Source organism: Pseudomonas sp. PF05 (assembly GCF_056521845.1).
In genome coordinates, this window is sequence record NZ_JBWLPW010000014.1 from 118,349 (window position 1) to 144,437 (window position 26,089).

Sequence of the window (26,089 nt, forward strand, 5' to 3'; positions counted from 1 at the left end):
CGTAGTCCATCGGGCGCTGGTTATAGTCAGCGCTCTTCGGGTTTCGAACCCGCTCCTTCAAGAGATCGGCTCATGCCTGCATCCCCTGTCATCGCGGTCGTGGTTCCAGCGTTCAACGCTGGCGTCGTGCCGTGTGGGAGCCAGCAGCCTGCGCAGATCGGTCAATACCCTCCACCTGTCCGTAGCTCATCGGTGTACGCCGTCGTATCACCGCCGGGTGTTGGCATTCAGGGCTGATCGGCAACGGTTGCCATCCCCTGTGCCCGCCTGAAAAAAACTACTGGACTTCAGCCTCGGCTTAGTTGGCTTTTTGCCTGACTACAGGTGGTATCCATGTTTTCCCTTTCCAGAAACGCCTTGTTGGCGGCGGCTTCCACGAGCCTGTTCGTTTTGCTGTGGAGCAGCGGGGCGATCTTTTCCAAGCTGGGCCTGGCCCACGCTTCCCCCTTCGCCTTTTTGTTGATCCGTTTTGCCATCGCGCTGTCGGCGCTGGTGCTGTTGATTCCGTTGCTCAAGTTCAAACGGCCCAAGACCGGCAAGCCGATGCTCTACGCGGCGACCACCGGGCTCGTGCTGTTGGGGGCCTATCAGATTTTTTATCTGCTGGCGCTGCAAATGAGTGTCACGCCTGGGGTCATGGCGACCTTGATGGGCGTGCAACCGATCCTGACCGTGGTGCTCATGGAACGGCAGCGTTCCTGGTCGCGGATGTTCGGCCTGATGCTGGGATTGGTCGGGTTGGTCATGGTGGTGTACCAAGGCATCGGCCTGGCCGGCATGTCCCTGGCCGGGATGCTCTGCGGGTTGCTGGCACTGGTGAGCATGACGGCCGGTTCCATCATGCAGAAGCGCATTACCGACAACCCACTGGGCACGCTGCCGGTGCAGTACCTGGCCGGGCTGGTGTTGTGCGCGGTGTTCGTGCCGTTCCAGCCGTTCCATTTCGAATACAGCGCAGGGTTCTTCGTGCCGGTGTTGTGGATGGGGCTGGTGGTGTCGGTGCTGGCGACGTTGCTGCTGTACCGTTTGATTGCCCGCGGCAACCTGGTAAATGTCACCAGTCTGTTCTACCTGGTGCCGGCGGTGACGGCCATCATGGACTACCTGGTGTTTGGCAACCGGCTGGCGTTGTTGAGCTTGCTGGGGATGGTGCTGATCATCGTGGGGTTGGTGTTTGTGTTTCGTAAAAGTCGCTGAGCTTTGGCTGCTCGTTGACTGAACAGCCGCCATCGCGGGCAAGCCTTGCTCCCACAGATTATGTACAAGCCTCTGCTTCCACAGGTGAGGTAGGCCTTGTGGGAGCAAGGCTTGCTCTTACAGGTTATGTGTAGTCCTTGTGGGAGCAAGGCTTGCCCGCGATGGCATCATGCGCCACACCGATGAACTACCGGACAGACGCTTCAGCCGATTTCGCTACCGAAGGCTTCAACACCAGCCACAACGCCGCCGCAATCAAAACCCCGCCATACACATGCGCCATCCCCAACGGCTCATCCAGCAGCAACGCCCCCCATAGCACGCCGAACGGCGGGATCAGGAACGTCACGGTCATGGACTTGACCGGGCCGATGGAGCTGAGCAGGCGGAAGTAAAGGATGTACGCCAGCGCGGTACACACCAGCCCCAGCCCCAGCAGTGACAACCAGACGCTCCAGCCACCCCAACTGGCCGGTGGTTGGCTGATGACGCTGTAGCCGAACAACGGCAGCAAGAACACCGTGGCGCCGAACATGCTGCCCAAGGCCGAGAGACGGCTGTCCAAGCCCCCCTGCTGATCGAGCCAGCGACGGGTGAGGAAACCGGCAAAGCCGTAGCAGGTCGTGGCCAGCAGGCAGGCAAGGGCGCCCATCAGCAATTGCAGGTCGAACGCCACCGGGCCGGCGCGGGTCAGGATGCCGACCCCGAACAGCCCCAGGCAGACACCGCTGACCTTGGCAGGGGTGAGTTTTTCGCTGAAGAACAAGCCGCCGATCAACACCCCCATCAATGGCGTGGTGGCGTTGAAGATCGCCGAGTAACCGGCCGGCAGCACCTGGGCCGCCAACGAATAGAACGTTGCCGGAATGCCCGAGTTGATCAGGCCCAGCCCCATCACGATTTTGAGCTTGCCGCGAAAATTCCAGTCGACGCGCATCAGGGCCAGGATCACCAGCAGCCCGACGAAGGCGATGGACACGCGAAAAAAGGCCGTGGGGATTGTGCCAATGACGGGGGCGATAATGCGCATGAACAGGAAACTGGCGCCCCAGATAGCGGCCAGCGACAGTAAACGCAGGATATCGACGAGGTTCACGAGTCATTCCTTCCTTGATTGGGCGGCAAGTGTCGCCGCCCTCAATAGCGATGGCAATGGTTGCGTTGCCGCGTGATTGGCCTCTAAGCTCAGGCGCCCATAACAAGCATGACCCGCCGAGGTTTACCCTATGCCGCAGCCATGGCCCGCCATCGAAATCGCCCGTTCGATCCTCGACGGCTTCGACGATTATCGTGAGCATTTCCGGCAGATCACCGACGGCGCCCGCGCCCGGTTCGAGCAGGCACTGTGGCTCGAAGCGCAAGCGGCTTCGGCGGCGCGCATCAACTTGTATGAAGAAAAAGTTTTCGAAACCGTCGCCAGGCTGCACCAGGCCTTCGATGACGAAACACTGATGGACGTGAGCTGCTGGCCGCTGGTCAAGAGCGCCTACATCAGCCTGATCGACCTGCGCTTTGACGATGAACTGTCGGAAACCTGGTACAACTCGATCTTCTGCGGGCTGTTCAGTCACGACCTGATCAGCGACGGCACCATGTTCATCCACACCACCCGGCCCAGCCTGCGCCGGGCCCGCGCCGCCCAGACCCGCATCTACAAGCCCCAGGGGCAGTTGGACCGGATGCTGGCGAGTGTGTTCGCCGATTACCGTTTCAGCGAGGACTACGCCGATCTGCCGGGCGACCTGACACGCCTAGAAGCGCAGTTGCGCGAGAACCTGCCGGACTGGGTCTGCAAGGACCCGGAGCTGACGGTGGAATTGTTTTCTTCGGTGCTCTATCGCAACAAGGGCGCCTACCTGGTGGGCCGGATCTACACCCGCGACGACCAATGGCCGCTGGTGATCCCGCTGTTGCACCGCGAGGGCCGGGGGATCCAGATCGATGCGCTGATCACCGACGAGGCGCAGGTGTCGATCATCTTCTCGTTCACCCGCTCGTACTTCATGGTGGACGTGCCGGTGCCGGCGGAATTCATCGGCTTTCTCAAGCGTATCCTGCCGGGCAAGCACATCGCCGAGTTGTACACCTCCATCGGTTTCTACAAGCACGGCAAGTCCGAGTTCTATCGAGCGTTGATCAACCACCTGGCGAACACCGACGACCAGTTCATCATGGCCCCGGGTGTGCGTGGCATGGTCATGAGCGTGTTCACCCTGCCGGGCTTCAACACGGTGTTCAAGATCATCAAGGACCGCTTCTCGCCGTCGAAAAACGTCGACCGCGCCACGGTGATCGAGAAGTACCGCCTGGTGAAAAGTGTCGACCGGGTCGGGCGCATGGCCGATACCCAGGAGTTCGCTGATTTTCGCTTTCCCCTGAGCAAGTTCGAACCGACGTGCCTGGAGGAACTGCTGGAAGTGGCGCCGTCCACGGTGTCGGTGGAAGGCGACACGGTGCTGATTCGTCACTGCTGGACCGAACGGCGCATGACACCGCTGAACCTGTACCTGGAAAACGCCAACCAGGACCAGGTGCGCGAGGCGCTGGAAGACTATGGCATGGCCATCAAGCAACTGGCGGCGGCCAATATCTTCCCCGGCGACATGCTGCTCAAGAACTTCGGCGTGACCCGCCACGGCCGGGTGGTGTTCTACGACTACGATGAAATCTGTTTCCTGACCGAAGCCAACTTCCGCCACATCCCCCAGCCCCGCACCCCAGAAGACGAAATGGCTTCCGAGCCCTGGTATTCCATCGGCCCGCTGGACGTCTTCCCCGAAGAATTCCCGCCGTTCCTGTTCGCCGACGCGGGGCAGCGCAAGCTGTTCGACCAGTTGCACGGCGAGCTGTACAACGCCGACTACTGGAAAGGCCTGCAAGAGGCGATCCGAGCGGGGAAAGTGATCGATGTGTTCCCGTATCGGCGCAAGGACCTCGATAACGAATAACCCGGCAAGAGCCCTCAAAAAACCTGTGGGAGCAAAGCTTGCTCGCGATACAGGCGCCTCGGTCTCCCGGGAGACCGCGTCATCTTCATCGCGGGCAAGCCTTGCTCCCACATGTGCGCAAATCTGCGACAATCGCCCCCTGCTCAAACCGACGACCCTTGCGTACCTGATGACTGACCAAGCCCCCGCTATCGACAAGCTGCTGAAAAACCTCGACCACGCCATGCTCGCCGACCGTCACCGGTTGCGGCGCCAGTTGCTCGAGTTGCGCAAGAAACCCGACGAGGCCAAGTTGGCCCAGTGGGTGACGCGCATGCAGGCGTCGTGCGATCAGGTGTTGGCGCGCAAGGCGAGCCTGCCGGTGATCCGCTACGACGACAACTTGCCGATTGCCGCCAAGCGCGACGAAATCAAGGACGCGCTGCTCAAGCACCAGGTGCTGATCATTGCCGGCGAGACCGGCTCGGGCAAAACCACGCAATTGCCGAAGATCTGCCTGGAAATCGGCCGCGGCCAGCATGGCTTGATCGGCCACACCCAGCCGCGCCGGATCGCCGCGCGCAGCGTCGCAAGCCGTGTAGCCGAGGAACTGGCCACGCCGTTGGGCGCGCTGGTGGGCTATCAGGTGCGGTTCGAGGACCAGAGCGACGCCAACACCCTGATCAAGCTGATGACCGACGGCATCCTGCTGGCCGAGACCCAGAATGACCGCTACCTCGAGCGCTACGACACGATCATCGTCGACGAAGCCCACGAACGCAGCCTGAACATCGACTTCCTGCTCGGCTACCTCAAGACCCTGTTGCCACGTCGCCCGGACCTCAAAGTCATCATCACCTCGGCGACCATCGACCTGGAGCGTTTCTCCAAGCACTTCGATGACGCGCCGATCGTGGAAGTCTCGGGTCGCACCTTCCCGGTGGAAACCTGGTATCGCCCGCTGACCCTGGAGCAGGACGAGGAGGGCAACCGGGTCGAGGACGACTTGACCGTCGACCAGGCGATCCTCGCCACCCTCGATGAAATCGCCGCCTACGAGCGCAGCGAGCGCCGCAGCCCTGGGGATGTGCTGGTGTTCCTGCCGGGCGAGCGGGAGATTCGCGACGCGGCGGAGATGCTGCGCAAGGCCCAGCTCAAGCACACCGAGATTCTGCCGCTGTATGCGCGACTGTCGCCGGCCGAGCAGCAGCGGATCTTCCAGTCTCACCCGGGTCGTCGCGTGGTGCTGGCGACCAACGTCGCCGAAACCTCGCTGACCGTGCCGGGCATCCGCTACGTGATCGACAGCGGCACCGCGCGCATCAGCCGCTACAGCTATCGGGCCAAGGTCCAGCGCCTGCCCATCGAAGCCATTTCCCAGGCCAGTGCCAACCAGCGCAAGGGTCGTTGCGGGCGGGTCGAGCCGGGGATTTGCGTGCGGCTGTACAGCGAAGAAGATTTTCTTGGACGGCCGGAATTCACCGACCCGGAGATCCTGCGCACCAACCTGGCGGCGGTGATCCTGCAGATGCTGCACCTGCGTCTCGGCGAGATCACCGATTTCCCGTTCATCGAACCGCCGGATGGCAAGGCCATCAGTGACGGTTTCAACCTGCTGCAAGAATTGTCGGCGGTGGACCGCAACAGCCAGTTGACCCCGCTCGGTCGCCAGTTGGCGCGCCTGCCGGTGGACCCGCGCATGGGCCGCATGCTGTTGGAAGCGGCGAAGCTGGGCAGTTTGCAGGAAGTGCTGATCGTCGCCAGTGCCATGTCGATCCAGGACCCGCGCGAGCGGCCGCCGGAGCGTCAACAGGCCGCCGACCAGGCCCACGCCCAGTGGAAGGACGCGGACTCGGACTTCGCCGGGCTGGTCAACCTGTGGCGCGGTTTCGAAGAGCAGCGCCAAGCCCTGACCGCCAGCCCGCTGCGCAATTGGTGCCGCAAGAACTTCCTCAATTATCTGCGCCTGCGCGAGTGGCGTGATTCCCATCGCCAGTTGAGCCTGATCTGCCGTGACATGCAGTTGAGCCTCAACAAAGAACCGGCCGACTTCCCGAAATTGCACAAGGCGGTGCTCTCGGGCCTGTTGAGCCAGATCGGCCAGAAAACCGAAGACGGCGATTACCTCGGCGCTCGCCAGCGACGGTTCTGGGTCCACCCCTCGTCGGGCCTGGGCAAGAAGCGCCCGCAATGGCTGATGACCGCCGAATTGGTGGAAACCACCAAGCTGTATGCGCGCATGGTGGCCAAGATCGAACCGGACTGGATCGAACCGCTGGCCGGGCACCTGATCAAGAAAAACCACTTCGAACCCCATTGGGAGAAGAAGCGCGGACAAGTGGTGGCTTATGAGCAAATCACCCTGTTCGGGCTCATCGTCGTTGGTCGCCGGCCAGTGCATTACGGGCCGGTGGACCCGGTGGTCTCCCGTGAACTGTTCATCCGCGAGGCGCTGGTGCGCGGCGAGATCCAGTCCAAGGCCAAGTGCCTGAGTGCCAATACCCGCTTGCTGGAACAACTCGACGAGCTGGAAGCCAAGGCCCGTCGCCGCGACATCCTGGCGGACGAGGAAACCCTGTTTGCCTTCTACGACGCGCGCTTGCCGGCCGAGATCCACCAGACCGCGACGTTCGACAGCTGGTACCGGATCAACAGCCAGAAAGATCCGCAACTGTTGATCATGCGCGAAGAAGACGTGCTGGCCCGCGAAGCCAGCGAAGTCACCGCCGCGCACTACCCGGACACCTTGCGCGTCGGTGACCTGACCTTGCCGCTGAGCTATCACTTCGAGCCCAACCATCCCCGCGATGGCGTGACCCTGCGAGTGCCGGCACCGCTGCTGCCGATGCTGCCGCCGGAACGCCTGGAATGGCTGGTGCCGGGGGTGATCGAAGCCAAGTGCATTGCCCTGGTGCGCAACCTGCCCAAGGCCTTGCGCAAGAACTTCGTGCCGGTGCCGGATTTCGTCAAGGTGGCATTGCAACGCATCACCTTCGCCGAGGGCTCGTTGCCGCAGTCCCTGGGTCGTGAGCTGCTGCGCATGACCGGGGCGCGGGTCAGCGACGAAGCCTGGGCCGAAGCCGCCCAGCAGGTGGAAAGTCACCTGCGCATGAACCTGGAAATCGTCGACGGCCAAGGCAAGTTCCTCGGCGAGGGCCGCGACCTGGCCGAGTTGACGGCGCGCTTTGCCGAAGCCAGCCAGGCCGCCCTGGCCGTACCGCAAACGGCGAAAAGCCAGGCACCGGTGGAGGCGAAGGTCTTCGCGCCGGTGGCCGAGAAAACCCAACAGAAGATCGCCGGGCTGTCGATGACGGTCTACCCGGCGCTGGTGGAAGAAGGCGGTGTGGTCAAGGAAGGGCGTTTCCCAACCCCGGCCGAAGCCGAGTTCCAGCATCGCCGTGCCTTGCAGCGCTTGCTGATGCAGCAATTGGCCGAGTCGGCCAAGTTCCTGCGCGGCAAGCTGCCGGGGCTGACTGAACTGGGCCTGCTGTACCGCGACCTGGGGCGCATCGACAGCCTGGTGGAAGACATCCTGCTCGCCAGCCTCGACAGCTGTGTGCTCGAAGGCGAAGCGAGCCTGCCCCGTGACGGCGCCGCGCTGGCCTCCCTGGCCGAGCGCAAGCGCGGCGGCTGGACCGAGCACGCCGAACGCCTGGCGAAGCTGACCCTGGACATCCTCAAGCTCTGGCATGGCCTGCAAAAACGCTTCAAGGGCAAGATCGACCTGGCCCAGGCCGTGGCGCTGAACGATATCAAGCAGCAGCTCAGCCACCTGGTGTACCCGGGGTTCGTGCGCGAAACCCCGCATCAATGGCTCAAGGAACTGCCGCGCTACCTCAAGGCCATCGAGCAACGTTTCGAGAAGCTCGGTAGCCAGGTGCAGAAAGACCGGGTCTGGAGCGGCGAGCTGTCGAACCTCTGGGCCCAATACCAGGCCCGCGCCAGCAAACACGCCCAGGAGGGCAAGCGCGATCCGCAACTGGAGCTGTACCGCTGGTGGTTGGAGGAGTACCGGGTGTCATTGTTCGCCCAGCAACTGGGAACCAAGGTGCCGATCTCGGACAAGCGCCTGGGCAAGCAGTGGGGGTTGGTGGAGGGGTGATGGCAAAGCCCCTCTAACCCCTGTGGGAGCGAGCTTGCTCGCGATAGCGGTGTATCAGTCAACATCAATTCAGGCTGAACCACCGCTATCGCGAGCAAGCTCGCTCCCACATGTATGGTGTTGTAGTGAAGGGAGAATGGGCCAAACCCCAGCGTTTATGGCAAACTTCGCGGCTATAAATGCCGGTCCCGTGGTTTTGAGCTTCAATGCCCCGGGCGGATCGGAATAAAGCGATGCCAGGGCTGCTTCCCCGGATGGGAAAAGTCCCTTTGTGTATTGGTACGTCGGTGCCAATGCTTTCTGCCTGAACAGATCAGAGACACGACCATGCATAACGTCGTCATCAGCGGCACCGGCCTGTACACCCCGGCCAACAGCATCTCCAACGAAGAGCTGGTGCAATCTTTCAATACCTATGTCGCGCAATTCAATGCCGACAACGCTGACGCCATCGCGCGCGGCGAAGTCGAGGCCTTGACCGAATCCAACGCCGCGTTCATCGAAAAGGCCTCCGGCATCAAGAGCCGCTTTGTCATGGACAAGGAGGGCATCCTCGATCCGCAGCGCATGACCCCACGCCTGCCCGAGCGCTCCAACGATGAGTGGTCGGTGCTGTGCGAAATGGCCATTGGCGCCGCCAAGCAGGCCCTGGAGCGCGCCGGCCGTACCGTCGCCGACATCGATGGGGTGATCGTCGCCTGTTCCAACCTGCAGCGTCCGTACCCGGCCATCGCCATCGAAGTCCAGGAAGCCCTGGGCATCGAGGGTTTTGGTTTCGACATGAACGTGGCCTGCTCCTCGGCAACCTTCGGCATCCAGGCCGCGGCCAACAGCGTGCAACTGGGCCAGGCCCGGGCGATCCTGATGGTCAACCCGGAAGTGTGCACCGGTCACCTGAACTTCCGCGATCGCGACAGCCACTTCATCTTCGGCGACGCGGCCACCGCCGTGATCATCGAACGGGCGGACCAGGCAACCTCGCCGTATCAGTTCGACGTGGTCAGCACCAAGCTACTCACCAAGTTCTCCAACAACATCCGCAACAACTTCGGCTTCCTCAACCGTGCCGGGGAAGAGGGTATCGGCAGTCGTGACAAGCTGTTCGTCCAGGAAGGCCGCAAAGTTTTCCGCGATGTCTGCCCGATGGTGGCCGAGCTGATTGGAGCTCACCTGGAAGAAAACCAGCTGAATGTTGGCGAGGTGAAGCGCTTCTGGCTGCACCAGGCCAACTTGAGCATGAACCACCTGATCGTGCGCAAACTGCTGGGACGCGAAGCCACCGAAGAGGAAGCACCGGTGATCCTCGACCGCTACGCCAACACCAGTTCGGCCGGTTCGGTGATTGCGTTCCACAAATACCAGGATGACCTGCCCAGCGGCTCGGTTGCCGTACTCAGCTCGTTCGGCGCCGGTTATTCGATTGGCAGCGTGATTTTGCGCAAGCGCTGATCCACTTTGGCGGCCAGAGGATTTATTCTTGCTGGCCTGTGGCCTGTGGCCTGTGGCCTGTGGCCTGTGGCCTGTGGGACCTGTGGGAGCAAAGCTTGCTCGCGATGCAGACGCATCGGTTTCCCGGGAGACCGCGTCACCTTCATCGCGGGCAAGCCTTGCTCCCACAAGCAGCAACAACCGCGATCTATCCAGCAATAGGACGTTGAATGACGGTCACCGACGACACCCTCCTGCTCCAACGCCTACTGGCCGGTGAGCAACAAGCCTACAGGGAGCTGGTCAGCGCCTACCAGAGCCCGATGCGCGCCGTGGCCTACGCCATCGTGGGCAGTCGTCATGCCGACGAAGTTGTACAGGATGCCTGGCTGTCGGTGGTGCGCAACCTCAATGGCTTTCAGGGACGTTCCAGCCTCAAGACCTGGCTGCTGACCATCACCGCCAACGCTGCCAAAGGGCGCTACAAACAGAACCGTCGGGAGGTGTTGCTCGACGATCTGCCGTCACCCCATGGCACCCTGGGCGATGATCGTTTCGCCGCCGATGGTCATTGGCTGCTGGCGCCGTTCGCCTGGCATCAGGACACGCCTGAGGCGCTGCTCACGATGGACGAATTACGCGATTGCCTGGAGCACACATTGCTCAGCCTGTCGCAACTGCAAGGCAGCGTGCTGACCCTGCGGGAACGCCAGGGGTTGGAGCTGGAAGAAATCTGTAATCTTCTGGATATCTCGCTCTCCAATGTGCGAGTGCTGTTGCATCGCGCCCGGCTGAAAGTCTTCGCGACCGTTGAACATTTCGAGGAAACCGGCGAATGCTGACCTGCAAGGAACAAGTGGCGCGCTCCAGCGACTACCTCGACGGGCAACTGAGCTTTCGTGAACGCCTGATGGTGCGTCATCACCTGATGTTCTGCCCCAACTGCCGGCGTTTTATCCGCCAGATGCGCCTGATGCAGGCAACCCTCAGGAAACTGCCGCAACCGCCGGTCCCTGACCTGGATCACCTCGCCGAAAAACTCGCCGCCGAGCGCCGCAAAAACATCCGCTAAGCGCTGTAGGAACTGTAGGAGCTGTCGAGTGCAACGAGGCTGCGATCTTTCCCCCGCCAATTGAATCTCAAGCGAACGATCAAAAGATCTCAGGCTTCGCCAGCGCCTACGGTTATTCCTATTCGAAGTAAAAAGTTCCGCTGTCATAAAATCTTTATCTGATAGCAACTGCGCTGACACAACCCATCGCCAAGATCCCCTCCAACACCAGCGGGCTCAGTTCCGCGTGTTTTCTAACGGCATAGACTACCAACAGGGGAATTCTTCGATGATCCGCAAGCACTTCGCAGGTGTTGCCGCCAGCGCACTGGCCATGGCAGTAACCGCCCAGGCTTTCGCTGGCACCGTCACCACCGACGGCGCCGATATCGTGGTCAAAACCAAGGGCGGCCTTGAGGTCGCTACCACTGACAAAGAGTTCAGCTTCAAGCTCGGTGGTCGTTTGCAAGCTGACTACAGCCAGTTCGATGGTATCTACACCGATAATGGCAATTCGGCCGATGCCGCTTACTTCCGTCGTGCCTTCCTGGAATTGTCCGGCGTGCTGTACACGGATTGGGCCTACACCATCAACTACGACTTCTCTCACAACGCCGGCAGCTCGGACGACGGTTACTTCGACGAAGCGTCCATGGCCTACAACGGCTTCAAGCCGGTTTCGATCAAGTTCGGTCGTTTCGACCCGGATTTTGGCCTGGAAAAAGCCACCAGCTCCAAGTGGGTTACCGCACCGGAGCGTAACGCCGCCTACGATTTGATCGATTGGGCCAACGGCCACCAGAACGGTCTGGGTCTGCAAGCTTCCAGCACCTTCGCCGATTCGTTCTATGCCTCCGCTGGCGTATTCGCCAAGGACAACAACGACACCGACGGCGACAGCGTCAAGCAATTCAATGGTCGCTTCGTATTCGCACCGATGCACGATTCCGGTAACGTCCTGCACTTTGGTGTGAACGTTGCTTCCCGTGACGTCTCCGACACCGTGTTCGACGCACGTTATCGCTCCCGCCTGGGCATGCGTGGCGTTGAAACCCTGGGCGGCAACGATGCCGGCCCTAACGGCAACCGTCCGCTCCTGGGCGGCGCCAACAACTCGCCGGCCGGTTCGTACGACACTGACACCGCCTTCGGCCTGGAAGCCGCATTCGCCATGGGGCCTGCGTCGATCCAGGGTGAATACATCTCCCGTAAGACCAAGGCTGACAGCGACGCCTTCGAAGACATCAAAGGCCATGGCTTCTATGTCCAGGGTGCCTACACCCTCACCGGTGAGTCCCGCGGCTATAAAGTCGGCAAGTTTGATGCAATCAAGCCCCAGAACAAATCCATCGGCGCCTGGGAAGTGTTCTATCGCTTTGACAGCATGACCGTCGAAGACGACAACATCACCACCGCCTCGGCGACTCGTGAAGTGGGCGATGCCGAAGCCAAGGTGCACAACCTGGGCGTGAACTGGTACGCCAACGAAGCGGTGAAAATTTCCGCTGCCTACGTCAAGGCCAAGACCGACAAAGTCACCAACGCCAATGGCGACGACGATGGCGACGGTTTTGTAATGCGCGCCCAGTACGTGTTCTAAATCGCACTGACTTGATACAGAGCTCTTTCTTCATCCGTTATAGCTCCTTTCAACCCCGCCTCTGGCGGGGTTTTTTTATGTGCGTGCGGTCAGGATCGGCGATACTCGCCCCATCCGCCGTCTGGATATCGAGGAACCGCATGCCGCTTCACGTCTTGGACAGCTTGTCCGCCATCGCGCCGCACGAGTGGGACGCGCTGGTGCCCGCCAATCAACCGTTCCTGCGCCACGCCTTCCTGAGCTCGCTGGAAGACAGCGCCAGCCTGGGACCGAGTTCCGGTTGGCAAGCCGAGCATTTATTGCACATTGAAGACGGTCAACTGCTGGCGGCCTTGCCCAGCTACCGCAAGTGGCATTCCTACGGTGAATACGTGTTCGACCACGGCTGGGCCGACGCTTGCGCCCGCGCCGGCATCGACTATTACCCCAAGTTGCTGACGGCAGTGCCGTTCAGCCCGGTCAGTGGCCCGCGACTGTTGGCGGCGCGGGTGGAGGACGGCTTGGAGTTGCTGGGCAGCTTGCCTGGGTATCTGGAGATCGAAGGGCTTTCCAGTGCCCACATCAACTTCACCGATGCCTTCACCGACGCGGCGCTTGCCGGGCAAGAAGGCTGGTTGCAGCGGATCGGCTGCCAGTATCACTGGCAGAATCGCGGTTATCGCGACTTCCAGGATTTTCTCGACGCGCTCAGTTCCCGCAAGCGCAAGCAGATGCGCAAGGAGCGCGAACAAGTGGCGGGGCAGGGCATCGCGTTCCAATGGCTTGAAGGTCATCAGTTGGACGAGGCGCAGTGGGATTTTGTCTACGCCTGTTACGCCAACACCTACGCGATACGACGGCAGGCGCCGTACCTGACCCGAGCGTTTTTCAGCCTGCTGGCCGAACGCATGCCCGAGGCCATTCGTGTGGTGCTGGCCAAGCAAGGTTCGCGACCGGTGGCGATGGCGTTCAGCCTGGTGGGCGGCGACAGTTTCTACGGGCGGTACTGGGGCTGCCTGGCGGAGTTCGACCGCCTGCACTTCGAGACCTGTTTCTACCAGGGCATGGACTACGCGATTGCCCGCGGCTTGCAGCGTTTCGATGCGGGTGCCCAGGGCGAGCACAAACTGATTCGCGGGTTCGAGCCGGTGATTACCCGCTCATGGCACTACCTGCGCCACCCCGGTTTGAAAGCGGCGGTCGAAGATTTTCTCGCTCGGGAGCATGAGGGTGTGCTGGCGTATGCCGAAGAGGCGAAAACAGCACTGCCTTATCGGCAGTGCTGATCCTCGCGGGTATGACTCAGCGGTTTTCCTGGCCCAGCCAGCGGTAGGAGACACCGCCGACGACGGCGCCCAGCAGCGGCGCTACCCAGAATAGCCACAGTTGCTCGATGGCCCAGCCACCGACAATCAGCGCCGGACCGGTACTGCGGGCCGGGTTGACGGACGTGTTGGTGACCGGAATCGAGATCAGGTGAATGAGCGTCAGGGCCAGGCCGATGGCAATTGGTGCCAGCCCGGCGGGCGCACGTTTATCGGTGGCACCGAGGATGATCAGGATGAACATCGCCGTCATGACCAGCTCGGTGACAAAACCGGCCGCCATTGAATACCCACCAGGCGAATGCTCGCCATAACCGTTCGCTGCCAGGCCGGACGCGGCCAGGTCAAAGCCTTCCTTGCCGCTGGCGATGAAGTAGATCAACGCGGCGGCGAGCACCCCTCCAATGAGTTGGGCAATGATGTAGGCAGGCAACTCCCTGGCCGGAAACCGCCCGCCCACGTACAAGCCCAACGAAACGGCGGGGTTCAAATGGCAACCCGAGATATGGCCGATGGCGAACGCCATGGTCAGCACCGTCAGGCCGAACGCCAGGGCAACCCCCAGCACGCCAATCCCCGAGGCGGCCAATACCGCGCTGCCGCAGCCGCCCAATACCAGCCAGAACGTACCCAACAACTCAGTCGTTGAACGTTTGAGTAGAGACATAAGAATCCTTGATGAAACAGTCGTGATAATCGGTTATGCATCCAGCAGTATTACGACAGGTTCATCTCCAGAACCTGAGCTGAGTACAGCAGGATTTTGCGAAGAATCCAGCGGCATAAAAAACCGCCAGCGTCATGGACGGTGGCGGTTCTGGCCGTGGTCGGTGGGGAGTATGTCGTTGCGGTGTGGGCTAAATGGATCCTGGACAGATTTTTTCAGAATGGCGCTCGGACACTGGGCTGTGGGAGCAAAGCTTGCTCGCGATGCTGGCGCCTCGGGCCATCCGGGAGACCGCGTTATCTTCATCGCGGGCAAGCCTTGCTCCCACACGATCCCCACGCCTCCTGTCTGTAGAAGCTCAATCGATCCCCACAAACCCACCGGTCTGATGCTGCCACAGCCGCGCATACAACCCGCCATGGGCCAGCAGTTCGGCATGGCTGCCGGTTTCGGCGATGCGGCCGTTCTCCAGCACCACCAAGCGGTCCATCCGGGCGATGGTGGAGAGGCGGTGGGCGATGGCGATCACGGTCTTGCCTTGCATCAAGGTCTCGAGGCTTTCCTGGATCGCCGCCTCGACTTCCGAGTCCAGCGCTGACGTCGCTTCGTCCATGATCAGGATCGGCGCGTCCTTGAGCAGCACCCGCGCAATAGCGATGCGCTGGCGCTGGCCGCCGGACAGTTTCACGCCGCGCTCGCCCACATGGGCATCGAAGCCGGTGCGGCCTTCGGCGTCCGACAGCAATGGAATGAACTCATCGGCCCGGGCCTTGCGCACGGCTTCCCAGAGTTGCACATCGGTGGCGTCTGGCTTGCCATAGAGCAGGTTGTCACGGATCGAACGATGCAGCAGCGAGGTGTCCTGGGTGATCATGCCGATGCGCTCGCGCAGGCTTTCCTGGCCGACTTCGGCAATGTCCTGGCCGTCGATGAGGATGCGCCCGCCTTGCACGTCATAGAGGCGCAGCAGCAGGTTGACCAAGGTGGATTTACCGGCGCCGGACGGACCAATCAGGCCAATTTTTTCGCCGGGCTTGATGGTCAGGTTGAGGTCGTCGATCACGCCACTTTTCTTGCCGTAGTGGAAACTCACATGCTCGAAACGCACCTCGCCCCGGCCCACCGCCAGGGGCTTGGCCTGGTCGCGGTCGGTGACGCTGACGGGTTGGGCAATGGTCTGCAAACCGTCCTGGACCATGCCGATGTTTTCGAAGATGCCATTGACCACCCACATGATCCAGCCGGACATGTTGACGATGCGGATCACCAGCCCGGTCGCCAGGGCAATGGCGCCCACGCTGATCAGCGACTGGGTCCAGAGCCACAGTGCCAGCGCCGTGGTGCCGACGATCAGCAGCCCGTTCATGGTGGTGATGACCACGTCCATGCTGGTCACCACGCGACCGGCCAACTGGGCTTTTTCGGTCTGCTCCTGGATGGCTTCGCGGGCGTATTGCTGTTCGAAGTTGGTATGGGCGAACAGCTTCAGGGTGGTGATGTTGGTGTAGCCGTCGACGATCCGGCCCATGAGCTTGGAGCGGGCATCGGACGACACCACCGAGCGCTCCTTGACCCGTGGCACGAAATAACAAAGTGCACCGATGTAGGCAGCGATCCACATCAGCAGCGGGATCATCAGGCGCCAGTCGGCTTCGGCGAACAGCACCAGGGAGCTGATGGCGTAGATCAGCACATGCCAAAGGGCATCCACGGCCTGCACGGCCGAGTCGCGCAGGGAGTTGCCGGTCTGCATGATGCGCTGGGCGATGCGCCCGGCGAAGTCGTTCTGGAAGAAATTCAGGCTCTGCTTGAGCACGTAGCTGTGATTTTGCCAGCGGATCAGGCTGGTCATGCCGGGGCTCAAGGTCTGGTGCACCAGCAGGTCATGCAGGGCCACGAAGATCGGCCGGAAAATCAGCGCCACCACGGCCATCCAGGCCAGCTCCAGGCCATGGATCTTGAAGAAATCCACATTGGGCGTGCCCTGGGTCAGGTCGATGATGCGGCTCAGGTAGCTGAACAGCGCCACTTCGATGAGCGCACCGATCAGGCCCACTACCAGCAGCACGGCGAAGCTGGGCCAGACCTGTTTCAGGTAATAGGTGTAGAAGGGCAGGACGCGATTCGGTGGAGCCGAAGTGGGGGCGTCGCGGAAGATATCGATCAGTGTTTCGAAGCGGCGAAAAACCATGGGTAAATGCCCTGGCAGGGGCTCTCCTTATTGCTATGGGCGGCGCGCGATGACCGCGTCGCCCAGGCTGCCGTGCGCCTCTTCAGTCGATGCGCTTGGCCGACTTGATGATCACAGGATCGGCCGGCACGTCTTTCATGCCGCTGCGTTGGGTGGTTGGCGAGTTGACGATGATGTCGACGACATCCATCCCTTTGACGACCTTGCCGAACACTGCATAGCCGTCTCCAGTATCGAGGAAGTCGTTATCCTTGACGTTCACGAAGAACTGGCTGGTGGCGGAATCGGGTACGGATGTGCGGGCCATGGACAGCGTGCCACGGACATTATGCAAACCATTTTTCGACTCGTTCTTGATCGCAGCTTTGGTTTCTTTCTGCTGCATTTGCTGAGTGAAACCTCCGCCCTGGATCATGAACCCCGGGATCACCCGGTGAAAAATCGTGTTGTTGTAGAAACCACTGTCCACGTACTCAAGGAAGTTCTTGGTACTGATGGGGGCCTTGACCGGGTCCAGTTCGATTTCGATCTGACCGTTGGTGGTGTCCAGCAATACATGGGGTGCCTTGGCTGGCGTGGCGGCCATCAGGTTGGCGGCAAACAGTACGGTGCCGGCGGCGAGGGCGATTTTTTTCAGCATGGGTTCAGTGATCCTGAGTGGTGGAGTCGGTTGCGGTCAAAAAGTCGAGCAGGGTTTGGTTGAAGCGTTCGGGTTGGTCCAACGGGGTAGCGTGCCGTGAATCGGCGATGACCACCAGCCGTGCATCGGGCAGCAGCTTGACATAGGCTTCTTTCAGCGCCACCGGGGTGTAGTCGTGGTCGGCGCAGATGACGAGGGTTGGACAGACAACCTGCGAAAGTCGTTCCTGAACGCCCCAGCCTACGATCGCATCGAAGCTGGCGAGATAAGCACGTTTGTCGTTCTTTGCCCAGCGCCGGGCCATTTCCAGGCGTAACTCGGTTTGCTCAGGCTTGGGAAATAACTTGGCGCCGAGGGCCTTGCCGATGGTTTCCAGGCTAAGAATGCGCATCAGGCTCCAGCGCTTGAACCATTGCCAGCAATCGTCGGGCGTGCGGACTTTGACTTCGGGCGCGCTGTTGACGATGCACAGGCTCTTGATCCGCCCGGGTTCATCCACTGCCAGCTGAAAACAGATCATGCCGCCCATGGACCAGCCCACCAAGTGCACCGGGCCCAGGCCCAGGTGTTCGATCAAGGCGATCAGGTCGGCGCTGAAACCTTCGATGCTGTAGCGCTCCCGCGGCTTGTCGGAGCGACCGTGGCCGCGCACATCCACCACGATCAGGTGGTAATGGGCGGACAGCACCGGGACCTGCTTTTCCCAGTCCCGGGTGCTGGAACCCAAACCGTGGACCAGCACCAAGGGCGTGCCCTGGCCATATTCCTCGTAGTGCAGGTTGCAACCTTCGTGTTCGAAATAGGCCATCGGCGAAGTCCTTGTCAGGCTTGTTCAGGGGCCGCGAACGGCGCATCCAGCGGCGCGGTGTCGAAGGTGCGCAGCAGTTCGACCAGGATTTGCGTGGCTGGGCCCAGGGGTTTTTCCTTGTTCGAATACAGATAGAAGCTCGGGTTGCGGCTGCCACCTTGATCCAAGGGTAGCTGTTTAAGCGTCCCTTCCTTGAGTTCCCGCTCGATCATGTGCCGGGGCAGCCAGGCGAAGCCCAGGCCGCTGCCTACGAACGTCGCGGCGGTGGCCAGGCTACCGACGGTCCAGCGCTGTTCGGCACCGAGCCAACCCACATCGCGAGGTTGCTGGCGTCCGGAGTCGCGGATCACCACCTGCAACTGGCTTTCCAGATCCTGGAAAGTCAGCTCGCGGTTGAGCCGATGCAGGGTGTGTTCGGGATGGGCCACCGCGACGAATTCAACGTCGCTCAATTCCGCCCCCAGATAGCCAGGAATGCTGAAGCTGCTGATGGCCAGGTCGGCCACGCCTTCGAGCAGCACTTCTTCGACCCCAGACAACACTTCTTCGCGCAGCCGCACCCGACAGCCACGACTTTGTGGCATGAACGCCGTCAAGGCGCGAACGAGGCGGGCGTTGGGGTAGGCCGCGTCGACCACCAGGCGCACTTCCGCTTCCCAGCCTTGCTCCATGTGGTGGGCCAGGTCTTCCAGTTGGCTGGCCTGTTTCACCAGTTGCCGGGAACGGCGCAGCAGTACGCCGCCGGCTTCGGTCAGCACGGCCTTGCGCCCATCGATGCGCAGCAACGGCACGCCGAGCTGATCCTGCATGCGGGCCACGGTGTAGCTCACTGACGACTGGGAGCGATGCAGCACTTCAGCGGCCTGGGCGAAACCGCCGTAGTCGACCACGGCCTGCAAGGTGCGCCATTGATCAAGGGTGACGCGGGGCGCTTTCATATCGGGCTCCTCTTGTCCTAAGCTGGCAGTCCCTTGGTGGAGACTGCCGAATGAAGAAAATCTGCTGTGTGGTGCTGGCTTTGCTACCACTGACCGCGTTTGCCTACCCGATCGATGTTGAAAAACACCTCAACGGCCTGAGCATCGACTACAACGCCTATGACACCGATGCCGACATCGGCTCTATCCAGGTCAACAACTACGGGAGCACCGATGCGGCCTGCACCGTGGTCTTCAGAAATGGCCCCGAAGCACCTCGCACCCGCAAGATCGAAGTCGCCGCCGGCAAGTTCAAGAACGCCACGGCCAAGTTCAACCGCAACATCATCAAGCTGCGCATCAAGCTGACCTGTCGGCCGAAATAGCCAGGCAGCGGGGCAGACAATACTGCTTGCTCCGCTTATAAACGAATTTATCGATGCTTTGCAGCAATTATTTGCGCTTTTTCATCGATATGCTCGCGTTTAACCTTCACTCCATCGACTGACAACATTCTCAGATGGAGCCTACAAGCCATGTCCCGCGTTCTGATCATCGAAAGCAGCGCCCGCCAGCAAGACTCGGTGTCCCGTCAACTGACCCAGACCTTCATCAGCCAGTGGAAAGCGGCGCACCCGGCCGACGAAATCAGCGTTCGCGACCTGGCCATCAACCCGGTGCCGCACCTGGATGCCAATTTGCTGGGTGGCTGGATGAAGCCGACCGAGCAGCGCAACGACGTTGAAAACGCCTCGCTGGAACGCTCCAACCAACTGACCGATGAACTGCTGGCCGCCGACGTGCTGGTGATGGCTGCGCCGATGTACAACTTTGCTATCCCCAGCACCCTGAAAGCCTGGCTCGACCACGTGCTGCGTGCTGGTGTGACATTCAAGTACACCCCCACCGGCCCTCAAGGCCTGCTGGCCGGCAAGCGCGCCTTCGTCCTCACCGCCCGCGGCGGTATTCATGCCGGCGGCAGCACGGACCATCAGGAGCCCTACCTGCGCCAGGTCATGGGTTTCATCGGGATCCACGACGTGACCTTCATCCATGCCGAGGGCATGAACCTGGGCGGCGATTTCCAGGAGAAGGGTCTGAATCAGGCCAACGCCAAACTGTCCCAGGTCGCCTGATCCGTTAATCCTCGGGTAATCGCCAGGTGTTCTAGTGACCTGGCGCTTCCCTTCAAACCGTTTTGCGCATCGAACCTCCCTTTGCACTTATTGCTCCTGAGTGCATCAGCCCGATTGAACGCTTTAGCGAAATCGGGCTTTTTTTTGGGGAAGAGAAAATAACGACCACTTGAAATGGGCGCCCCTCAAGCCTTGAGGGCTGGGTGATGTGCAGGTCGCAGACTCACTGGTATTTGGCACGTCTGGCGATGCCTGCTGTGGTAATTTATGCGCGCAATTACAGTACGGAGACTGTGATATGTTCAAAGTCAAACGCAAGACATGGGCTTTATTCTTGGTCTACCTCATAGGGGCGGCTGGCTATATCTCTTACCTCTATGTCGAGACGCAAAGCGTCCTCACTGACAATATCAATAATAAATTGCTGCATGCCGCGCTGGGCGCTTCGGCCATTCTCGGTGACCGTTACCATGACAATCTGGTCGATAAACAGTCCAAATCACCGACGCAAGACTGGGACACCATAGAGCGGCTCTCCGGCTTCAACGAGTCCATGGGCACTGCTTTTGTCTATAGTGTGATCAAGCGAGGTGGAAAAGCTTATCTGGTCAGTTCCAGCGCATCGAAAAAAGAAATTCAAGAGAAGAATTTCGTGCGTTTCTTCGATCCTTATCCCGATGCCAGTCAGGCTTTATTCGATAGTTTTGAGCGCAACGAGCCAACCTGGATCGACTACTCGGATCATTGGGGTGATTTTCGCGCGGTGTTTGTCCCCTTAAAATCACAAGACGGTACCGCGTATGTTGTCGGCGCGGAAGTTACCTTGGCGGACTACTACCAACAACTTAATCATGACGCCCTGTACCATATCATCCTGGCCATCCTGGTATTTCTCGCTTTCCTGCTTTTGCGCATGCGTGCTCATCTGCAGCAACTGCGAGTCAATGAACAGGTATTAAAACAGGCGAAAAATGCCGCCGAGGACGCTGATCGTTCGAAAACCAGCTTTCTGGCAACCATGAGTCATGAAATTCGCACCCCAATGTACGGTGTGATTGGCGCGACCGAGTTGCTGGCCCGGTCCGCCCTGGATCCCGAGCAACGTCGTCTTCTCACCACGATTCATTCCAGTGGACGGAGCCTGCTGTCTCTTATCGATAACATTCTCGACCTGGCAAAAATCGAGGCGGGCAAACTTGAATTGAAACCTCGTGTTTTCGAAGTGAGAGCGTTGGTTTCATCCTGCATGGAAATGATCCGGCAAAGTATTCAGGACAAACCGATAGTGCTGGAGGCGCAGTTCTCGCCGGACGTACCGCCTTTGGTCAAAACCGATATGGATTGCCTTCGCCAGATTTTGATCAACTTGCTGGGCAATGCGGTCAAATTTACCGACGCCGGTAAAGTTTCCCTCTTGGTCACCACCAGCGGTTATGGCTCTCAAGCGTGGCTCGACTTCTCCATACGCGATACCGGCATCGGTATCCCCACGGAACGGCAAGACAACCTGTTCAAGCCCTTTGCCCAGTTTAAAGGGCCAGCAGGACAACGCTTCATAGGGAGTGGGTTGGGTCTTTCGATCTGTAAGAACCTGCTCGAGGCGCAACAGGGAACGTTATTTTTCACCAGCGAGCCTGGTGTTGGCTCGACATTTTCCTTCTCGCTCCCCATGGCGCTTTTTTCAGTCTCGGAAATACCCGTCAAGGATGATCATGCGACGGTTGGCTTCGACTCATCTTTTGCCGAGGATTATCCGCTCGATATCCTTTTGGTGGAGAACCACCCGGTGAGTCAGAAGGTGGCCATGGCGATGCTACAAGAGTTGGGTTATGCACCCGACCTTGCGTCAGATGGCCTGGAAGCGGTCAATCGTTGTATGGCTTCGATGCCAGAGATCATTCTGATGGATATCAACCTGCCCGTGATGGATGGGTTGGAGGCCGTGCGCAGAATCCGCGAATTACCCCTGGGCGATACTTGCTACATCGTTGCTTTCACCGCGAGTGTTTTTTCCAGCGAGATAGAGCGTTTCAGGGCTGCGGGTGCCGATGACATCTTGACCAAACCGGCAAACTTCCAGGCGCTGACCCGAGTGCTCCAGCGTGCCGCCAACCATCGGCACCAGCGTCAGGCCAACCCTTGGGTCGTGGATGAAGTTTCAAGTTAGTGGGAAACCAGTGGGAGCGAGCAAGCTCGCTCCCATCGTTCAAAACCGCTATCTTCGCCGCCATTCGAAACGAGGGGCGGTATGGGCTATCTACTTTTTGTGACATTGATCCAGGCGTTTTCCTTCAGCCTGATCGGCGAGTACCTGGCTGGGCATGTGGACAGTTATTTCGCGGTACTGGTGCGAGTGCTGCTGGCCGGGCTGGTGTTCATTCCGCTGACGCGCTGGCGCCAGGTGGAGCCGGCGTTCATGCGCGGCATGCTGTTGATCGGCGCCTTGCAGTTCGGCGTCACCTACGTCTGCCTGTACCTGAGTTTCCGAGTGTTGACGGTGCCCGAGGTGCTGCTTTTCACCATCCTGACGCCCCTGCACGTGACCTTGATCGAGGACGCGCTGAACCGACGCTTCAATCCCTGGGCGCTGATCGCGGCGCTGGTGGCCGTGGCCGGTGCGGCGGTGATTCGCTACGACCGGATCAACCCGGATTTCTTCATGGGCTTCTTGCTGCTGCAATTGGCCAACTTCACCTACGCTGCCGGACAGGTGCTGTACAAACACCTGGTGGCCCGCCACCCGAGCGACCTGCCGCACTACCGGCGTTTCGGTTATTTCTATCTCGGTGCGCTGATGGTGGCGTTGCCGGCTTTCCTGCTGTTCGGCAAGGCCAACTTCTGGCCGCAAGCGCCGCTGCAATGGGGCGTGCTGGTGTTCCTCGGCCTGGTCTCCACCGCGCTGGGGCTGTACTGGTGGAACAAAGGCGCGTGCCTGGTCAACGGCGGGACGCTGGCGGTGATGAACAACCTGCATGTGCCGGTGGGCCTGCTGGTGAACTTGCTGATCTGGAATCAGCACGAGGCATTGGGGCGGTTGCTGCTGGGTGGGTCGGTGATATTGGCGGCGGTGTGGATCAGTCGGTTGGGGGTACGCCAACCGCAACCTGCAAACTGAAAAATCCTTGTGGGAGCGGGCTTGCTCGCGAAAGCGGAGTGTCAGGCAACAAATATATCGACTGAGACGACGCCTTCGCGAGCAAGCCCGCTCCCACAGGGGGATCTGTGCTGGGTCAAACCACCTGCTTCTGCGGCTCCGGCAACTGGCTCGCCCCCAGCACCGCCGGCAGCAGCCCCGAACGCAGGTCCGTGCCGCTTGGCTGCTGGTACAGGTTCAACCCGAACTCCGGCATCACCGCCAGCAGGTAATCGAAAATATCCCCTTGGATACGCTCGTAGTCGGCCCATGCGGTGGTGCGGGTGAAGCAGTAGATTTCCAGCGGGATGCCCTGGGCGGTGGTCTGCATCTGCCGGACCATGCAGGTCATGTTCGGCTGGATCTCCGGGTGGCTTTTCAAATACGCCAGTGCGTAAGCGCGGAAGGTGCCCAGGTTGGTCATCCGCCGACGGTTGGCCGACATCGCCGCGACGTTGCCCTGGGCCTCGTTCCAGGCCTTGAGTTCGGCCTGCTTGCGGCCGATGTAGTCGGTCAGCAGGCGCACCTGGGTCAGGCGCTGCTCTTCCTCGTCATGCAGGAAACGCACGCCACTGGCGTCGATGAACAGGCTGCGCTTGATCCGTCGCCCGCCGGACTGCTGCATGCCGCGCCAGTTCTTGAACGACTCGGACATCAGGCGCCAGGTGGGGATCGAGACGATGGTCTTGTCGAAATTCTGCACCTTGACCGTGTGCAGCGTGATATCCACCACGTCACCGTCGGCGCCGACCTGGGGCATTTCGATCCAGTCGCCGACCCGCAGCATGTCGTTGCTGGTCAGTTGCACGCTGGCGACGAACGACAGCAGGGTGTCCTTGTAGACCAACAGAATCACCGCCGACATGGCCCCCAGACCCGACAGCAGCAACAGCGGCGAGCGGTCGATCAGGGTGGCAACGATGATGATTGCGCCAAACACATACAGCACCATCTTCGCCAGTTGCACATAGCCTTTGATCGAGCGGGTGCGGGCGTGCTCGGTGCGGGCGTAGACATCCAACAGGGCGCTGAGCAGGGCGCTGATGGCCAGCACCATGAACAAAATGGTGAAGGCCAGGGCGACATTGCCCAGGAAAACCATACTGGTCTTGCTCAGTTCCGGCACCAGGTGCAGGCCGAACTGGATGATCAGTGAGGGCGTCATCTGTGCCAGGCGATGAAAGACCTTGTTATGGCGCAGGTCGTTGACCCAGTTCAAGGCCGGTTGGCGCCCCAGCAACTTGGCAGCGTGCAAAATCAGATAGCGCGCCACACGGCCAAGCACCAGGGCGATGACCAGCAGCAATATCAGGGCGAGGCTGGAATGCAGGATCGGGTGCTGGTCAAGGGCACCCCAGAGATCTTGGAGCTTGACCCAGAGTTGTTTGATGTCCATGGGCGAAACGGTTCTTCTATAAAGACGCGACGGTGCAATTAGAGCATTTAAGCCCGGTCAAGTGACCGTTGATGCAATAACGGCTGATAAAAATGCACTGATTTACCGCCGTTTGTATAAAGAAACTCGGCCTTCGCGCTCGAAACCGTTACCCTATGCAGCTGTTTTTTTGCATTTCTTCGAGGTAGCACCCGTGTTTTCCCAATTCGCCCTGCACGAACGCCTGCTCAAAGCCGTGGCCGAGCTTAAATTTGTCGAGCCAACGCCGGTGCAGGCAGCGGCTATTCCGCTCGCGCTCCAGGGGCGTGACCTGCGGGTGACGGCGCAAACCGGCAGCGGCAAGACCGCCGCGTTCGTGCTGCCGATCCTCAACCGCCTGATCGGCCCGGCCAAGGTCCGCGTCAGCATCAAGACGCTGATCCTGCTGCCAACCCGTGAACTGGCCCAGCAGACCTTGAAGGAAGTGGAACGCTTCTCGCAGTTCACCTTCATCAAGTCCGGCCTGATCACTGGCGGCGAAGACTTCAAGGTCCAGGCCGCGATGCTGCGCAAGGTGCCGGACATCCTGATCGGCACCCCCGGGCGGATGATCGAGCAGTTGAACGCCGGCAACCTCGACCTCAAGGAAGTCGAAGTGCTGGTGCTGGACGAAGCCGACCGCATGCTGGACATGGGCTTTGCCGAAGACGTGCAGCGCCTGGTGGACGAGTGCACCAACCGCCAGCAGACCATGCTGTTCTCCGCCACCACTGGCGGCTCGGGCCTGCGGGAGATGATCGCCAAGGTGCTGAACAACCCCGAGCACCTGCAGCTCAACGCGGTCAGCCAACTGAACTCCACCACCCGCCAGCAGATCATCACCGCTGACCACAACCAGCACAAAGAACAGATCGTCAACTGGTTGCTGGCCAACGAGACCTACGAAAAAGCCATCGTATTCACCAACACCCGGGCCATGGCCGATCGCATCTACGGTCGCCTGGTGGCTCAGGAATACAAGGCGTTCGTGCTGCACGGCGAGAAGGACCAGAAGGACCGCAAGCTGGCCATCGACCGCCTCAAGCAGGGCGGCGTGAAAATCCTCGTCGCCACCGACGTCGCCGCCCGCGGCCTGGACGTGGAAGGCCTGGACATGGTCATCAACTTCGACATGCCCCGCAGCGGCGACGAATACGTGCACCGCATCGGTCGTACCGGACGCGCTGGCAACGATGGCCTGGCGATCTCGCTGATCTGCCACGGCGACTGGAACCTGATGTCGAGCGTCGAGCGCTACCTCAAGCAGAGCTTCGAGCGCCGCACCATCAAGGAAGTCAAAGGCACCTACGGCGGACCGAAGAAGGTCAAGGCCTCGGGCAAGGCCGTAGGCGTGAAGAAGAAAAAGGTCGACGCCAAGGGCGACAAGAAGAAAACCGGCGCCAAGGCCCCGACCAAGCGCAAGACCGCCAACCGCCCGAAGAGCGACGCCCCGTCGCTGGTCAGCAAGGACGGCATGGCTCCGCTCAAGCGCCGTAAGCCAGAGGCGCCGGCGGCTGAGTGAGTCAGCGTTAGCGTTTTATAAAAGAACCGGACCTTGAGTCCGGTTTTTTATG

General features: G+C 60.5%; 20 protein-coding genes. 13 read left to right on the forward strand and 7 right to left on the reverse strand.

Annotated elements, in window-relative coordinates; genetic code table 11:
- Positions 1–333 precede the first annotated feature (333 nt).
- Positions 334–1,197 (forward strand): DMT family transporter, encoded by an 864-nt coding sequence (locus AC09SL_RS22020; RefSeq protein ID WP_058546182.1) that lies wholly within the window; start codon positions 334–336, stop codon positions 1,195–1,197.
- A 187-nt stretch (positions 1,198–1,384) separates the two neighbouring features.
- Here the strand turns inward: AC09SL_RS22020 and AC09SL_RS22025 are convergent, their stop codons facing one another.
- Positions 1,385–2,293: a DMT family transporter gene (locus AC09SL_RS22025; protein ID WP_058546183.1), complete on the reverse strand. Its 909-nt coding sequence runs from the start codon at positions 2,291–2,293 to the stop codon at positions 1,385–1,387.
- A gap of 130 nt (positions 2,294–2,423) precedes the next feature.
- Here AC09SL_RS22025 and aceK point away from each other — a divergent pair, with 130 nt between their 5' ends.
- The 7 genes from aceK to AC09SL_RS22060 all read left to right on the forward strand — a co-directional run bounded on the left by aceK (position 2,424) and on the right by AC09SL_RS22060 (position 13,570).
- Entirely contained in the window at positions 2,424–4,145 is a 1,722-nt protein-coding gene (gene aceK / locus AC09SL_RS22030; RefSeq protein ID WP_058546184.1) for a bifunctional isocitrate dehydrogenase kinase/phosphatase, read from the forward strand.
- Positions 4,146–4,314: 169 nt separating this feature from the next.
- A complete protein-coding gene (gene hrpA, locus AC09SL_RS22035; protein ID WP_058546185.1) occupies positions 4,315–8,226 on the forward strand; it encodes an ATP-dependent RNA helicase HrpA in 3,912 nt (1,303 codons plus the stop codon).
- 327 nt (positions 8,227–8,553) lie between these two features.
- Positions 8,554–9,675 carry a beta-ketoacyl-ACP synthase III gene (locus tag AC09SL_RS22040; RefSeq protein WP_058546186.1) on the forward strand — a complete coding sequence of 374 codons (1,122 nt, stop codon included), beginning with the start codon at positions 8,554–8,556 and terminating at the stop codon, positions 9,673–9,675.
- 209 nt (positions 9,676–9,884) lie between these two features.
- Positions 9,885–10,496 carry an RNA polymerase sigma factor gene (locus tag AC09SL_RS22045; protein WP_058546187.1) on the forward strand — a complete coding sequence of 204 codons (612 nt, stop codon included), beginning with the start codon at positions 9,885–9,887 and terminating at the stop codon, positions 10,494–10,496.
- A complete protein-coding gene (locus tag AC09SL_RS22050) occupies positions 10,490–10,726 on the forward strand; it encodes an anti-sigma factor family protein (RefSeq protein ID WP_058546188.1) in 237 nt (78 codons plus the stop codon). The genes AC09SL_RS22045 and AC09SL_RS22050 overlap by 7 nt, the downstream gene beginning before the upstream one ends.
- A gap of 268 nt (positions 10,727–10,994) precedes the next feature.
- The gene (locus tag AC09SL_RS22055; RefSeq protein WP_058546189.1) at positions 10,995–12,305 is read left to right on the forward strand and encodes an OprO/OprP family phosphate-selective porin; all 1,311 of its coding nucleotides are present in this window, start codon (positions 10,995–10,997) and stop codon (positions 12,303–12,305) included.
- Between the two features lie 140 nt (positions 12,306–12,445).
- Positions 12,446–13,570, forward strand: coding sequence for a GNAT family N-acetyltransferase (locus tag AC09SL_RS22060; protein ID WP_058546190.1), 1,125 nt, complete (start codon positions 12,446–12,448; stop codon positions 13,568–13,570).
- Between the two features lie 16 nt (positions 13,571–13,586).
- Here the strand turns inward: AC09SL_RS22060 and aqpZ are convergent, their stop codons facing one another.
- The 5 genes from aqpZ to AC09SL_RS22085 all read right to left on the reverse strand — a co-directional run bounded on the left by aqpZ (position 13,587) and on the right by AC09SL_RS22085 (position 18,853).
- Positions 13,587–14,276: an aquaporin Z gene (gene aqpZ / locus AC09SL_RS22065; RefSeq protein WP_058546191.1), complete on the reverse strand. Its 690-nt coding sequence runs from the start codon at positions 14,274–14,276 to the stop codon at positions 13,587–13,589.
- Positions 14,277–14,634: 358 nt separating this feature from the next.
- Positions 14,635–16,467, reverse strand: coding sequence for an ABC transporter ATP-binding protein (locus AC09SL_RS22070; protein ID WP_058546192.1), 1,833 nt, complete (start codon positions 16,465–16,467; stop codon positions 14,635–14,637).
- 82 nt (positions 16,468–16,549) lie between these two features.
- The gene (locus AC09SL_RS22075; protein ID WP_058546193.1) at positions 16,550–17,107 is read right to left on the reverse strand and encodes a peptidylprolyl isomerase; all 558 of its coding nucleotides are present in this window, start codon (positions 17,105–17,107) and stop codon (positions 16,550–16,552) included.
- Between the two features lie 4 nt (positions 17,108–17,111).
- Positions 17,112–17,915: an alpha/beta fold hydrolase gene (locus AC09SL_RS22080; RefSeq protein ID WP_058546194.1), complete on the reverse strand. Its 804-nt coding sequence runs from the start codon at positions 17,913–17,915 to the stop codon at positions 17,112–17,114.
- A gap of 14 nt (positions 17,916–17,929) precedes the next feature.
- A complete protein-coding gene (locus AC09SL_RS22085; RefSeq protein WP_058546195.1) occupies positions 17,930–18,853 on the reverse strand; it encodes a PA3225 family LysR-type transcriptional regulator in 924 nt (307 codons plus the stop codon).
- A gap of 50 nt (positions 18,854–18,903) precedes the next feature.
- Here AC09SL_RS22085 and AC09SL_RS22090 point away from each other — a divergent pair, with 50 nt between their 5' ends.
- The 4 genes from AC09SL_RS22090 to AC09SL_RS22105 all read left to right on the forward strand — a co-directional run bounded on the left by AC09SL_RS22090 (position 18,904) and on the right by AC09SL_RS22105 (position 23,083).
- On the forward strand, positions 18,904–19,218 hold the full coding sequence (locus AC09SL_RS22090) for a hypothetical protein (RefSeq protein ID WP_058546196.1): 315 nt from the start codon (positions 18,904–18,906) through the stop codon (positions 19,216–19,218).
- A gap of 150 nt (positions 19,219–19,368) precedes the next feature.
- Positions 19,369–19,968, forward strand: a complete 600-nt coding sequence (locus AC09SL_RS22095; RefSeq protein WP_058546197.1) for an FMN-dependent NADH-azoreductase — start codon at positions 19,369–19,371, stop codon at positions 19,966–19,968.
- Positions 19,969–20,266: 298 nt separating this feature from the next.
- Entirely contained in the window at positions 20,267–22,135 is a 1,869-nt protein-coding gene (locus tag AC09SL_RS22100) for an ATP-binding protein (protein WP_058546198.1), read from the forward strand.
- Positions 22,136–22,216: 81 nt separating this feature from the next.
- Entirely contained in the window at positions 22,217–23,083 is an 867-nt protein-coding gene (locus AC09SL_RS22105; RefSeq protein WP_058546199.1) for a carboxylate/amino acid/amine transporter, read from the forward strand.
- Positions 23,084–23,198: 115 nt separating this feature from the next.
- On the opposite strand, the gene AC09SL_RS22110 is transcribed toward AC09SL_RS22105, so the two are convergent.
- Entirely contained in the window at positions 23,199–24,497 is a 1,299-nt protein-coding gene (locus AC09SL_RS22110) for a mechanosensitive ion channel family protein (protein ID WP_058546200.1), read from the reverse strand.
- 193 nt (positions 24,498–24,690) lie between these two features.
- Here AC09SL_RS22110 and AC09SL_RS22115 point away from each other — a divergent pair, with 193 nt between their 5' ends.
- A complete protein-coding gene (locus tag AC09SL_RS22115) occupies positions 24,691–26,037 on the forward strand; it encodes a DEAD/DEAH box helicase (protein ID WP_058546201.1) in 1,347 nt (448 codons plus the stop codon).
- Positions 26,038–26,089 lie beyond the last annotated feature (52 nt).